At 60.4% G+C, this 13,425-nt stretch carries 9 protein-coding genes; 2 read left to right on the top strand and 7 right to left on the bottom strand.

From position 1 onward, the window contains the following. Position 1: 1 nt before the first annotated feature. The 3 genes from AUC43_RS08155 to AUC43_RS08145 all read right to left on the bottom strand — a co-directional run bounded on the left by AUC43_RS08155 (position 2) and on the right by AUC43_RS08145 (position 6,253). Positions 2 to 1,330, bottom strand: coding sequence for a tetratricopeptide repeat protein (locus tag AUC43_RS08155; RefSeq protein WP_157780987.1), 1,329 nt, complete (start codon positions 1,328 to 1,330; stop codon positions 2 to 4). Positions 1,331 to 1,459: 129 nt separating this feature from the next. Beyond that, positions 1,460 to 3,673 carry a DUF4331 family protein gene (locus tag AUC43_RS08150; RefSeq protein WP_068191776.1) on the bottom strand — a complete coding sequence of 738 codons (2,214 nt, stop codon included), beginning with the start codon at positions 3,671 to 3,673 and terminating at the stop codon, positions 1,460 to 1,462. A gap of 390 nt (positions 3,674 to 4,063) precedes the next feature. Continuing rightward, positions 4,064 to 6,253: a DUF4331 domain-containing protein gene (locus AUC43_RS08145; RefSeq protein WP_068191775.1), complete on the bottom strand. Its 2,190-nt coding sequence runs from the start codon at positions 6,251 to 6,253 to the stop codon at positions 4,064 to 4,066. Positions 6,254 to 6,626: 373 nt separating this feature from the next. Here AUC43_RS08145 and hscA point away from each other — a divergent pair, with 373 nt between their 5' ends. Beyond that, on the top strand, positions 6,627 to 8,501 hold the full coding sequence (gene hscA / locus AUC43_RS08135) for a Fe-S protein assembly chaperone HscA (protein ID WP_068191771.1): 1,875 nt from the start codon (positions 6,627 to 6,629) through the stop codon (positions 8,499 to 8,501). 48 nt (positions 8,502 to 8,549) lie between these two features. Continuing rightward, on the top strand, positions 8,550 to 9,872 hold the full coding sequence (locus tag AUC43_RS08130; RefSeq protein ID WP_082684987.1) for an O-antigen ligase family protein: 1,323 nt from the start codon (positions 8,550 to 8,552) through the stop codon (positions 9,870 to 9,872). Here the strand turns inward: AUC43_RS08130 and AUC43_RS08125 are convergent. The 4 genes from AUC43_RS08125 to eno all read right to left on the bottom strand — a co-directional run bounded on the left by AUC43_RS08125 (position 9,840) and on the right by eno (position 13,366). Next, a complete protein-coding gene (locus AUC43_RS08125; protein WP_199243515.1) occupies positions 9,840 to 10,322 on the bottom strand; it encodes a hypothetical protein in 483 nt (160 codons plus the stop codon). The two genes, AUC43_RS08130 and AUC43_RS08125, sit on opposite strands and share 33 nt — an antisense overlap. 166 nt (positions 10,323 to 10,488) lie before the next feature. Next, entirely contained in the window at positions 10,489 to 10,803 is a 315-nt protein-coding gene (locus AUC43_RS08120) for an FtsB family cell division protein (RefSeq protein ID WP_068191765.1), read from the bottom strand. A 47-nt stretch (positions 10,804 to 10,850) separates the two neighbouring features. Then, on the bottom strand, positions 10,851 to 11,939 hold the full coding sequence (locus tag AUC43_RS08115; protein ID WP_068191763.1) for a CARDB domain-containing protein: 1,089 nt from the start codon (positions 11,937 to 11,939) through the stop codon (positions 10,851 to 10,853). Positions 11,940 to 12,094: 155 nt separating this feature from the next. Continuing rightward, positions 12,095 to 13,366, bottom strand: a complete 1,272-nt coding sequence (gene eno / locus AUC43_RS08110; protein WP_068191761.1) for a phosphopyruvate hydratase — start codon at positions 13,364 to 13,366, stop codon at positions 12,095 to 12,097. Between the last annotated feature and the right edge of the window lie 59 nt (positions 13,367 to 13,425).

Here is a 13,425-nt window from a genome sequence, read left to right as displayed (position 1 = left end):
CTTACCGGGCCGCTATTAGGGCTTTGCCTTCGGCCGCCAGCTCGGGGTTGAGGTAAGGCGCCGTGCGCAGGGACTTCTCCAGCAGGGCCTGGCCTTCTGCCACTTTGCCCAGCTTGGTCAGGATGAGGCCGGCCCGGCCCAGCAGCACCGGGTTTTGCGAATGGGTGCGCCGCGCCACTTGCATGTACTTTTGGGCTTCGGCGTACTGGCCCCGCTTGAAATACACCCAGGCCAGGGTTTCGTTCACGTCGATGTTGTCGGGGCGGCGCGCGTACTCAATTTTGGCGTGCTCCAAGGCCCTGTCCAGCTCGTTGGTTTTGAGGTAGGCATAGGCCAGCTCGCGGTCGGCGTAGTGGCCCAACTCCTCGTCTTCGTCGGCCTGTTTGGCGGCATTGGCCAGCATTTCAATGGATTCCTTGGCCATAGCATTGGCTTTGCCCGACTGCCCGCTTTGGCGGTACAGGTCCACCAATTCGTCGGAAAACGCGTAATCCTTCACCATGGCGCGGGCCTGCTGCAGGTCCTTGATGGCGGCGGGGTAGTTCTGGCGGGCGGCCGCCACCCGGCCCCGGCCAGCCAAGGCATAGGCATAGCCCGGCCGCACCAGCAACGACGTTTCGTAGCACCCCTCAGCCCGGGCAAGGTCGCCGCTGATTTCGTACAGGTGGCCCAGGGCCACGCGCGTCCACTCGGTTTGCTCCATGCCGCTGAGGCCGGCCTTCACGGCCATGGTCATGGCCTCAATGGCTCCGGGCACGTCGCCGTAAATCTCGCGCAGGTAGCTCACCCGGGCGTACGCCGACAGGTCGGGGCGCACCTGGTTCATCTTGTCGGCCATTTTGATGGCCTCGTCGTACTGGCCCAGCTCCACGTGGGCGTCGGTCAGCAGCCCGTACACAAACCCGCTGTTGGGATTGAGCTGCTGGGCCTGTTGGGCCAGGGCCAGGCCCTGGGAAAAGTGGTGCTGGGTGAGGCACAGCGTGGCCTTGCAGGCCATGGCCTCAAAGTTTTCGGGCTCGGCGCGCAGCACGGCGTCCAGCAGCTTCATGGCCGCGGCGTCGTAGTAGGCATGGTCGCCGGTTACGCGGCCTTCCTGCATGTAGGCCTGGGCCAGCAGCAGGCGGCTTTTGTAGTCGTCGGGGTTGCGGCGCAGCTTGGCCAATAAGCCGCGCACGGCCTCTTTGGTATTGAGCCATTCGCCGCCGGCGGCCAGGTCGCCGTGCCGCTCTTTTAGGGCCGGCATGCGGGCATCGGGTTTTTTAAAGACGAAGATGGCCAGCACCAGCACGCCAAAAACCAGAAGCAAAGACGGGTATAGGTACTTTCTCAAAGCAGTGCAGGAAAAAGAGTTAGCCCAACGCGGGGAATACGGTAAACTTAAAATAAATAAGAGCCGCCGCCGGCCCCTACAGGACCAACCGGCGGCTCTTATTTCAGTAGCAACGGCTCACGCAGCGGGTTAGTGCCGCTCGAGGCGCACCGACTGAATCATGGTTTTGCCGCTATACAGCGTGGCAATGTACTGGCCGGCGGTTACCTCGCTGCCGGGCTTCCAGGTGATTTCGTGCTCACCGGCGCCGTAGCTCTTGTTCGTCATCACGGTTGCCACCTTGCGGCCCGTCACGTCGCTCACCACGATGCTCAGGTTTGAGGCCATGGCCAGGTCAAAATGGAAGGTGGTGCTGCCCACGAAGGGATTGGGGTAGCCCTCTATGCTGGCCAGCCGCGGCTGCATGCCCAGGCCCGAGGTACGCTGCGAAAGCACCTGCTTTTGGGCAGTGGTGCCGCTCCAGGGCGTTTGCGAGTACGGGAAAGCCGCCTTGAAGGTGGTATCGTTCTTCTCAACGTTGGTGCTAAAGCCCAGCACGTTGCCCAGCTGAGCCGTGACGGGGCTCGGGGCCGGCGTGGCGGCGGGGTTGTAGTCGTCGTACCACAGGCCGATGGCGGCCAGCACCACGCCGCCCACGGCCTGCAGCTCGATGCGGGTCACGTCGTCTTCCAGGCGGCGCCCGTTGGGGAAGCCGTCCATGTTCGGAATCAGCTGCAGCGTGTTATTGGCGTTGTAGCGCGGGTCCGTCAGGCCCAGCTTGGCCGCGGCCAGCAAGCCTTCGGAGCTGAAATCCGCCGAATTGCGGTCCGTGGGGGGCACGGCCATGTTCAGGCGCAGCATGTCGCCAAAGGTGGGCAGGAAGTTGTTGATAAACGGCTTGCCGGCCGCCAGCGGGTTGCCGTTTTTGCCGGTGGCCAGCTGGTAGGGAATCAGGTTGGGCACGCCCGTGTGGAAAATGGGCAGCAAGTCCACCGAGCGCGGCTTGCCCATGCCGGGGCCCGACTGCGGCCGCAGCAAGTACTCGCCAAAGCCACCGCCGGCGATGGGCGCCAGCGCGGTGCCGTTGAGGGCCGCGTTGCCGACCAGGCCCGCCAGGCCATTGGCCCCGTTGCGGAAGTCAAAGCCGGCAGCCGGCAGGCCAGCGGCACCGGCCAGCGACTTGGACTGGATGCGCAGGGGGCGCAGGCCGGGCACGGCCTCGCCGTAGTAGGTCTGGCCGGTGGGCTTGGCCGCCGCGCCGTTCACCGGCGTGTTATCGGCCAGGTACAGGCCCAGCTCGGGGTTCATCAGGTTCTCGTCGAAGCGGAACTGCTGGGAGCCGGCCGCGGGCAGTGGCGTGCCAAAGGGCGTGGCCGAGTTCCATTCGTCTTTCAGCCCAATGGGCTGCACCACTTCGTTGGTGAGCGGCATGCCCAGGCGCGACACCTGCACGAAGTTGCCCGTATGCGTCCGGGTGCCGTCGGCGTTGATGGTGCGCAGCGACTGGCGGCTGGCCGAAGCCCACACGCCGATGATGTAGTTGGAATCCAGAATGTTGGTAGCGGCCGTCAAATCGGCGCCGGTTTTGGCCAACAGGCGCACCGGGATTTGCAGGGCAATGGCGTGGGTGTTCTTGCGGGCCAGGCCGTCGCGGGCCGTGCCGTTGTTGTTACCGGTGGGCGTTTGCGGGCCGCGCACCCCACCCAAATCGAAGATGGCGCCCAGGTCCGTAAAGAAAGGGTCGTCCGTAGGCCCGCAAAACACTTTCATGCCGTTGCTGAGCGTCTGCACGGCGCTGGCCATGTAGGCCGTGTAGCCGGTTGTTTTGTTGAGCCCCGCTGCGCCTTCAATAGAGCGGGGGCCAATGTTTGGCGCGGGCACCGTGCCCGCCAGCACCAGGTTGGTGGTGTTGCCGCCCCGGATTACATCCAGGCGGTAAGTCGTCTTCTGGTTTTCCTTGCCCAAGCGCACCCGAAAGAAAGTGGAGCCGTCTTCGTTGGTGCGGGTGAAGGTAAAGCGGTAGATGATGTCGTCGCCGGTGGTAGTGGCGTCGTTCTTAACGTGGATATCGTACTGGATATTCTCGCCGAACGTATTGTAAATAGGTCCGCCCTGGGGCAGCTCCAACGGGATGTAGTTGGCGATAATGGTGACCGTGGCGTTGGCGTCGTTGGCCGCCGCGTCGGGGCTGCGGAAGGCGTAGAGGTCGGTATTATCAGCCAGCGGGTCGTCGGCGATAAGGGGGGCTTCGCGGTGGCTCGAGGCCTCCAGCGTGTTGTGCTGGCCACTCCAGGCGAGCATTCCCCCTATCGACGTTGCGAGCAGCGCAACGTGGAAGAGAGGACGAGTAAACAGGTTTTTCATAAATACGAAAAGGGCTGTAGGTGAAAAAAGAAGAACAAAACAGAGCGATGCGGGCAGCACGCCGGAAATCAGCTAGAATTCTTGGCTTGCAACGAGATAGCGCCCTCTTTACTTACCTACGAATATTCCCTTTGACCAGTTTTTAAACTTGTCAATAATTTTATAATAATGTCAACGCATTCATGAAAATCAGTCATCAAAAACGCTGCAATAGTGCCATTATCCCAAAGTACTTCAGCTTTTGCTGCAACATTATCATCGCGGCGAGCTATGCAGTGGGCCTATTGAACCAGCCCCATTGTATATGGTGCAGCAGCCTCTGAAAGACGCCGCCCGCCGGTGCAGTCCCAGACCGGCGGACGGCTTCTTTAGATAACTCAATGCTTGTTCTTATTGCCGCTCAATTCGCACCGAGGCCAGCGCAGTATTGCCGCTGTACAGCGTCACATTGTATTGGCCGGGGCGAACGTTGTTGCCCGGCTGCCATACTACCTGGTTGGTGCCGGCGGCGCAGCTTGTGCCCGCAACCACGGTAGCTACTTGGTGGCCCGATATCACGTCGGTCACGACGATGGTCACGTTGGTAGCAAACGCCAGGTTAAAGAAGAACGTCGTGCGGTCTGCGAAGGGGTTGGGGTAGCAATTCACCACAATCAGGCTGGGCTGCATGTTTAAGCCGCCGGCCCCGTTGCCGTTGCCCAGATAGCCCGGGTTTCGCCGGGCGATGTCGCCGCCCTCCAACCCGTTCCACGGAATGGGCAGGTAGGGGAAAGCCCCACGAAAGGCCTTATCGTTCTGCTCCACATTGGTGGTAAAATTCAGCACCCGCAGCAATTGCGGGGTGAGCGGGCTCGGGCTGCGGCCCACCACGTAGTCGTCGTACCACAGGCCAATGGCGGCCAGCACCACTCCGCCCACGGCCTGCAGTTCGATGCGGGTCACGTCGTCCTCCAGGCGGCGCCCGTTGGGGAAGCCGTCCATGTTCGGAATAAACTGCAGCGCCGCGCTGCTATTGAAACGCGGGTCGGTCAGGCCCAGCACCGCCGCGGCCAGCAAACCTTCCGAGCTGAAGTCGGGCGAGTTGCGGGGCGTGGGGGGCACGGCCATGTTCAGGCGCAGCATGTCGCCAAAGGTGGGCAGGAAGTTGTTGATAAACGGCTTGCCGGCCGCCAGCGGGTTGCCGTTTTTGCCGGTGGCCAGCTGGTAGGGAATCAGGTTGGGCACACCGGTGTGGAAGAGGGGCAGCAAGTCCACCGAGCGCGGCTTGCCCGGGCGCAGCAGAAACTCGCCAAACCCGCCGGCCGCAATCGGGGCCAGCGCCGTGCCCGCCACCGCCGAAGAGCCAGCCAGCCCCGCCAGGCCGTTGGCCCCGTTGCGGAAGTCGAACCCATTGGGCACCGAAGGCAGCAGCCCCGCCAGCGACCGGGTTTGCACGCGCAGGGGGCTGAGCCCGGGCACGGCCTCGCCGAAATAGGTCTGCCCGGCTGGTTTGGGAGCAGCCCCGTTTCTGGGCGTGTTATCAGCCACGTACAGGCCCAGTTCCGGGTTCATCAGGTTCTCGTCGAAGCGGAACTGCTGGGAGCCGGCCGCGGGCAGCGGCGTGCCAAAGGGCGTGGCCGAGTTCCATTCGTCTTTCAGCCCAATCGGCTGGATTACTTCGTTGGTGAGCGGCATGCCCAGGCGCGACACCTGCACAAAATTGCCCGACTGCACATCCGACCCGTTGACGATGGTGCGCAGCGCCTGCCGATTGGCCGAAGCCCACACGCCGATGATGTAGTTGGAATCCAGAATGTTGGTGGCCGCCGTCAGATTGGCGCCGGTTCTGGCCAGCAGCCGCACCGGGATTTGCATCGCAATGGCGTGGGTGTTGAAGCGGGCCAGGCCGTCGCGGGCTTTGCCGCGGCCCCGCACGCTGCCCAGGTCAAAAATGGCCCCGATGTCGGTGAAAAAGGGGTCGTCGGTCTGGCCACAAAACACTTTCATGCCGTTGCCAAGCTGCTGAATGTGCCGCCGCTGGTAAGCTGCGTAGCCATTGGTTTGGTTCAGCCCAACCGGCGACTCAATGGAGCGGGGCCCGATGTTGGGGGCCGGCACGGGCACCGAACTCAGCAGCCGGGTGGTAGCACCGCCCCGAATTTCATCCAACGAGTAGAAGGTCCGCAGATTTTCTTTGCCCAACCGCACGCGGAAGAAGGTGGAAGGGTCCTCGTTGGTGCGGGTGAAGGTGAAGCGGTAGATAATGTCGTCCCCGGTAGTAGTCGGGTTGTTCTTGACGTGGATATCGTACTGAATATTTTCACCGAACGTGTAATAGGTGGGGCCGCCCTGCGGCAGTTCAAAGGGAATGTAATCGGCGATGATGGTGACCGTGGCGTTGGCGTCGTTGGCCGGCGCGTCAGGGCTGCGGAAGGCGTAGACATCGGTATTATCAGCCAGCGGGTCGTCGGCAATGCGCGGGGCTTCGCGGTGGCTCGAGGCCTCCAGCGTGTTGTGCTGGCCACTCCAGGCAAGCATTCCCCCTACCGAGGTTGCAAAAAACGCAATCTGCAACAGGGGGTTGGTAAGCAGGTTCTTCATAGAAATATGGTTAAGTGAGAAAATAGGGATAGCGCGTTAAGCAGCGGGCAGAAACTGAAATATTCAAAGACTGCTACGTGTAGGAGGTGCGCGTTCGCCCAACCCGGTGTTACAGCTGTGGTTATATATGTATCTCATTACCATAAATTTACGGGTTTATAAAAAGGTCGGATTTGAATTTGTTTATAAATTTTATTTATAAAATTTTGTCCTTTATCGATAATCTCAGCAGTTGTATCCACCAGCGCCCCGGCTACCCTTCGCTCCTGCCCAAGGCTGTTTATAAACTACTTTTGTACATCCTTTTTAGGCAAGCATTTGCCAATTACCTGTTACTTATGGGGGCTTGCGAAATCGTTGGCTCCGTGCAACTATGGCTACTGTAGCTATCAACCTTGCCACCGGCACGTTCCAGCAAGAAGAAATCATCGTCGGCATCGACCTGGGCACCACCAACAGCCTGGTGGCCTACGTGCACCCCGATACCCGCCAGCCCGTGGCCATCAACGACCAAGGGCGCGGCACCATCGTGCCCTCGGTGGTGCACTTCCCCGCCGATGGCGGCGAGCCCGTGGTGGGCACCGAGGCTCGCGAATTCCTGCTCACCGACCCCCAGCATACCATTTACTCGGTGAAGCGCCTACTGGGCAAAAGCTACCGCGACCTCGGCAACCACGCCGAGCAATTGGGCTACAAGGTCATCGACGACAACTCCGAAGGCTTAGTCAAAATCCGGGTCGACGACCGGTTTTACTCCCCCATCGAGCTGTCGGCCGATATCCTGAAGGAGCTGCGCGCCCGCGCCGAGCACGCCCTCAAAACGCCTGTGAACCGCGCCGTGATTACGGTACCGGCGTATTTCAACGATTCGCAGCGCCAGGCCACCCGCGACGCCGGCCGCCTGGCCGGGCTGGAGGTGCTGCGCATCGTGAACGAGCCGACCGCGGCCGCCCTAGCCTACGGCATCGGCCTCGACCCCAGCGACGAGAAAACGGTGGCCGTGTACGACCTGGGCGGTGGCACCTTCGACATCAGCATTCTGCGCATTCAGCAGGGCATTTTTGAAGTGCTGAGCACCAACGGCGACACCTACCTCGGCGGCGACGACTTGGACCGGGTAGTGGCCGAGTACTGGACCACCACCTTCCAGCTGCCCGCCACCTTCCAAACCAACCCGCACCTGCAGCAACAGCTGCGCCTGGCCGCCGAAATGGCCAAGAAGTACCTCAGTCAGCACGATGATTTCACGACCCAGCTCACCGACGAAGCCGGGCAGGTATTCCCCGTCACGCTCATCCGCGCGCAGTTCAACGACCTGATTCGCCCGCTGGTAGACCGCACCATCGCCGCCTGCCGCCAGGCGCTTGCAGATTCGACCCTGGCCGCCTCTGACCTCGACGCCGTGCTGCTGGTGGGCGGCTCCACGCGCGTGCCGTTGGTGTACGACGCCGTATCGGAATTCTTTGGCCAGCCGGCCAACAATTCCCTCAACCCGGACGAAGTAGTAGCACTGGGTGCCGCCATTCAAGCCGACATCCTGGCCGGCAACCGGCGCGACGTGCTCCTGCTCGACGTCACGCCGCTCACCTTGGGCATCGAAACGCTGGGCGGCCTGCTCGACCCCATCATTCCCCGCAATTCCAAAATCCCCACCAAAGCCGGCCGCCAGTACACCACCAGCGTGGATGGCCAAGTCAACCTTAAAATCGCTGTGTACCAGGGAGAGCGCGACCTGGTGAGCCAGAACCGCAAGCTTGGTGAGTTCACCTTGCGCGGCATTCCAGCCATGCCTGCTGGCCTGCCCAAAGTAGACGTCAACTTCCTGCTCAACGCCGACGGCATTCTGCAGGTGGAAGCCATTGAGCTGCGTTCCAACACGCGCCAGCAGGTCGAAATCAAGCCGCAGTACGGCCTGACCGACGAGCAGGTGGAGCAAATGCTGATGGACTCGCTGGTGCATGCCAAGGAAGACGTGTCGGCCCGCCTGCTCATCGAGGCCCGCACCGCTGCCGAGCAGCTGCTGTACCAGGTGGGCAATTTCACCAAGAAGAACCGCCAGCACCTCACCGAAGAGGAGCTGACCGCTACCGAAGCCCAGGTCGAGCGCCTGCGCACCGCCCTGGCCGGGACCGAGCGCGACCCCATCCTCAAGGCGATGGACGAGCTCGACGAACTCACCCGTCCCTACGCCGAGCGGGTGATGAACATCTCCATTCAGCAAGCCATGGCCGGCAAAAAAATCGGTTAACGGCTTGCCTGCGTACGCCTTGTGTAGGCGTGTCCTCTACCCTTCTGCATGAATCCTTCCCCTTTCCGTTCACGGCTGTTGCTGCTGTTTTACGGCGCGCTGTTTAGCGTGCCGTTGTCCGTAAACTGGCTTTCGGAGCAGTGGCATTTTGGGATGCTCATGGTTTCCGAACCCCTGATGCTGCTCACCGTGGGCGTGCTCGGGGCAGGTCTGCTCAGCGGCCGCCTGCCCGTGCCCCGGAAAACCCAGAAACTCGACAAGCTCATTGGGCTGCATTTTGGCGCGTTGCTGCTGGCCACAGTGTTTTCGGATGCGCCCATTGTATCAGCCAAGTACCTGGCCACCATGGTGCTCTACGTGGCCTTTGGCTATGGCGTGCCCCGGGTGCTGGGCCTGCAGCGCAGCGAATGGATGCGGGCGGTGGGCGCTATTGCAGCGGGCACGGTGGTGTTGGTAGCGTATGTGCTCACCCAGCAGGCGTTGCAGGGCATTTCCTACCAGCTTTCCTACACCATTGCCCAGCCTTTCCTGGAGCACGCCCACACCAACCTCACGGTGATGCTGGAGCCGCTGGTGCTGCTGCTCAACCTGGCGCTGCTGTACCATCCGTTCGTGCAGCGCACGCGGGTCCGCGTGCTGACCACGGCCGTGCTCACCGGCGTGCTCATGGTGGTGGCCTTTTCGTATTCGCGCGCGTCTTATGTATCGCTTTCAGCCCAGGCCCTGCTCTTGCTCGCCAATGCCGGCTGGGCGATAGGGCGCCGAATCCTGCTCCCTTGGGCCGTTTCGGGCCTGTTTATTCTGGCCGCCTGGCAGGTGGTGGAAGGCGTGCACCCCAACGCCTCCCAGCCCTCCGACCCCAAGCTGCTGCACGAGCTGAGCTCCGTAAGCGACTTTTCGCCGGCCAACGAATCCAATGCGGAGCGCAAGAGCCGCTGGCTGTTCAGCATTGACCTCTACCAGCAGGAGCCGGTGGTGGGCGTAGGCCCCGGCACCTTCCCCGACCGCTACCTCGATTTTGTCCGGCATTCGCCATCCCACCCCACGTATTACACCACCCTGCGGCGCATGAACGCCCACAATCTGTACCTGGACTGGCTCGTGGAGGCCGGCGCGCTGGGCTTTGCCACGGGCGTGATGCTGCTGGGGTATCTGGTGTGGCGGCAGCTGCGGTGGGCGTTCCGCTGGAGCCGCACCCCCGGCCGCGTGGGCTTCACCGTGTATTTCTTGTTCTTCCTGCTGCACTCCCTCACCCAGGATTTCTGGCAGGAACCTCGCGTGATGGTGGCATTTTGGCTCGCTGTGGGCCTGCAGCGCTTCTACGAGAAGTCGCGCGTGTCAGCGGCTTCGGCTGCTGCCGTGGCGGCCTGATGGCGTGCGTGGACGTTTGGGGGCGGCCTGTGGCGCTATGCGCTGGGCAAATCCTAATACAGCGCGCGCCGTGGTATCCCGAAAAGTGACCTCCAGCACGGCGGCGGGTGATTTCGCGGCCGAATCCGACGCGAACGTAAACGCATAAAACATGCGCGAGGAACCGCCCGCGCCGAGCCTTACCCCGAGCTTATACAGCTCAATTTGCTGCCCGCGCCGCTGCCCGGTTTTCCAGATGGGCCGCGCCGCTGCTTCGAAGCGTTCGAGGCTCACAGCTTGGTGCACTTCCGGCGCCAGCCGCGCATAAGCGGCCGTGTAGTTAGCCCGCAGTACTGCGCGCAGAAACTGCCACGCTACCTGCCCTTGGCTCAACTTCGCGGTCTTTGGTGCCGGGGCCGGCTGTTGGGCAGCGCTCCCCCCAACAATCAGCACCCATGTTGCCAGCGCCAAGCCCAATGCTTTCAGCCGCGGATGTTGGGCTCGTAGAAATCCTGGTTCTGGCCCGCGACTGACAAACTCTTGCATGGCCAAAATTAAGCGGCAGCAGTTCAAGCAGCTCAGTCACCGCTGCATTGGGCAAGCACTGAGCAGCTGCGTGCGGCCAGGTCGAGCTGCTTTATTCTGCCGTCGCGGGCACCAGCACAAATACGTCCTCTCCGGGGCGCTTCATCAGGTACTTTTCCCGCGCAAATTTTTCAAGCAGAGCCGGCGAGCTCATCAGCTCTGCCCGCTCCCGCTTCACTACTTCAATGTTGTCGAGGTAGTACTGCTTCTCGTTGCGCAGCTCCTTCCACTTCTGGTAGATGTCAAACTGCTTGCCCAAATCGTTGGCGTCGAAAACCAACATCCAGACCAAAAAGCCCATGCCCGTGAGGAAATAAAAGCTGCGGACAACGCGCAGAACCGGACTAACAAAAGAAGGTAGTTGCATTAGGGTAAAGATACTGGACTAGCACGCTTAGTGCTCACAAAATGCCTTTACTCGACCACCAAACGGCGCGTGGTGTGTAGCGTTGCGCTAGTCAGGTGCAGCAAGTATATGCCAACCGGCAGCTCTTGGGTAGCAAGGTGCGCGACCTGATTAGGTTGAGCTACCGCCTCACGCACCACTTGCCGCCCTAATGCATCATACACCCGTATTTGTACCGGCTGGTTTCCGCCTGCTCCGGCCAGCTTCACCCTGAGCACTGAGCCGCGGGAAATTGGGTTGGGGTACACGTCCCCTTCTTTCTCAAATGGAGAGGTAGCCGCCGTTACCGCCCCCGTTACCCGCAAGGGCAAGGCCCGGGAGTTATTATTCTCATTCGACTCCACGATGACGTTGCGCGGGTCCGCCATCAGCACCAGAAAATAGTTGCCCGGCGCCGTGGTAGCGGGCACCGTTAGCACCGGTGCCGAATGGATAGTGCCGCTGGGCGTGGACAAACCTCCACCCGTTACAAGCCCCAAAAACACGTCCGTACCGGCCGAAAAAACAGTATCAGCCGATAGATAGTAGCCGATTTCGTAGCTCCCTGCGCTCCCAGGCCCGCGGTTGAAGATGAACGTAAACGCTCCCGTGCTTCCGCCGGGCGGCACCGCGTCAAACGAAAGCGAAGGCCGCCACAATTCTAAATCCGGTAAAGCCGCTCCGCCGGTGGCTACTGTCAACGCAAAGCTCACCACGTTATTGGTCTCATCCGATTCCTGCTCGGCATTCAAGGGGTCGGCTACTAGCAACAAACGGTAGCTGCCCGGGGGCGTCAGGATTGATATCGTCCCCATAATACTGCACGTACCCGACTGTCCCGGATACATCAGGCTCTGGCAGCTTGACCCGAGGTAAGCATCCGTGGCATCCCAGACGTTATCATTTGATAGGTAATAGCCAATGCAATTGAACTGTGACCCATTGCTTCCCTGGTTTTTAATCACTGCCGACATGGTATAGGGTGCACCACCCAGTACCGTAGTTGGCACCACAAAAGGCGCAACAATAACCAAGTCAGGCCTATTCTGTGCCTTAGCCCAAGCAGGCAGCCAGCACAAGAGCAGCAGGAAAAGCACACGAAAACCAATCTTCTTCATAAGGAATAATTGATGCAGCCCGTCTTATAAAGAGCTCCCGGCGCATTCAAATTTAAAGGGTTGAATGCTAGTGCGAGGGTTTGGTCATAAAAAAAGCTCGTCCGATAATACCGAACGAGCTTTTTGCACCTGTAGAACTCACTGCTGCGAGTTTATTACATATTCTTTCCGGGAAAGTAAGCTACCTCGCCCAGCTCTTCCTCAATGCGGAGCAACTGGTTGTACTTAGCCATCCGGTCCGAGCGCGAAGCCGAGCCCGTCTTAATCTGGCCAGTATTCAGCGCCACGGCCAAGTCGGCAATGGTGCTGTCCTCGGTTTCGCCCGAGCGGTGGCTCATGATACTCTTGTAGCCATTGCGACGGCCCAAATTCACGGCTGCAATGGTCTCCGTCAAGGTGCCAATCTGGTTCACCTTAATGAGAATGGAATTGGCAATGCCCTCATCAATGCCGCGCTGCAAGCGGTCTACGTTGGTCACAAACAAGTCGTCGCCCACTAGCTGCGTCTGCTTGCCCAGCCGCTCTGTGAGCGCCTTCCAGCCGCTCCAGTCGTCTTCGTCCATGCCATCCTCCAGGCTGATGATGGGATATTTCTTCACCCAATCGGCCCAGTAATCCACCATTTGCGACGAAGTCAGCTTGTCGCCGGTGCTTTTCTTGAAGTGGTACATGCCATCCTCATAGAACTCCGAAACCGCAGCGTCCATGGCAATAAATACATCTTCGCCCGGGCGGTAGCCAGCCGTCTCGATGGCTTGCAACACAATCTGGATAGCTTCTTCGTTGGATTTGATGTTCGGCGCAAAGCCACCTTCATCGCCCACATTCGTGCTGAAGCCTTGCTTCTTGAGCACACTTTTCAGGTGATGGAAAATCTCTGTGCCCCAACGCAGTGCTTCTGAAAAGGACGAAGCGCCAGTAGGCATAATCATGAACTCCTGGAAATCGATAGAGTTGTCGGCATGCGAGCCACCGTTCAGGATGTTCATCATCGGCACCGGCAGTGTCGAAGCTCCTACCCCGCCCACGTAGCGGTACAGCGGCATGTTGGCGTCCAAAGCCGCAGCCCGTGCGGCAGCTAGGCTTACGCCCAGAATGGCATTAGCCCCCAGATTGGCTTTATTGGGCGTGCCATCCATTTCGAGCATAATCTTGTCGAGCAGCGCCTGCTCGTATACCGAGAAGCCCACTAGTTCCTCCGCAATGCGCGAATTCACATTGTCTACTGCCTTCAGTACACCCTTGCCCATGTACTTCGAATTATCCTCGTCGCGCAGCTCCACCGCCTCATGTTTGCCTGTGCTAGCGCCCGAAGGCACAGCGGCACGACCCATTACCCCAGAATCAAGGGTCACGTCGACCTCGACGGTCGGATTACCACGGGAATCAAAAATTTGGCGGGCGTGAATTTGCGAAATGAAGCTCATAATAGGTCGTCTTTAAAACAGTTGAATGAGCTACAAACCTACGCGAATCAGCCGGCATA

This window comes from Hymenobacter sedentarius (assembly GCF_001507645.1).
GTDB lineage: Bacteria > Bacteroidota > Bacteroidia > Cytophagales > Hymenobacteraceae > Hymenobacter > Hymenobacter sedentarius.
Note: the sequence above shows the minus strand (reverse complement) of the source record. Positions and strands in the feature narration are given on the sequence as shown.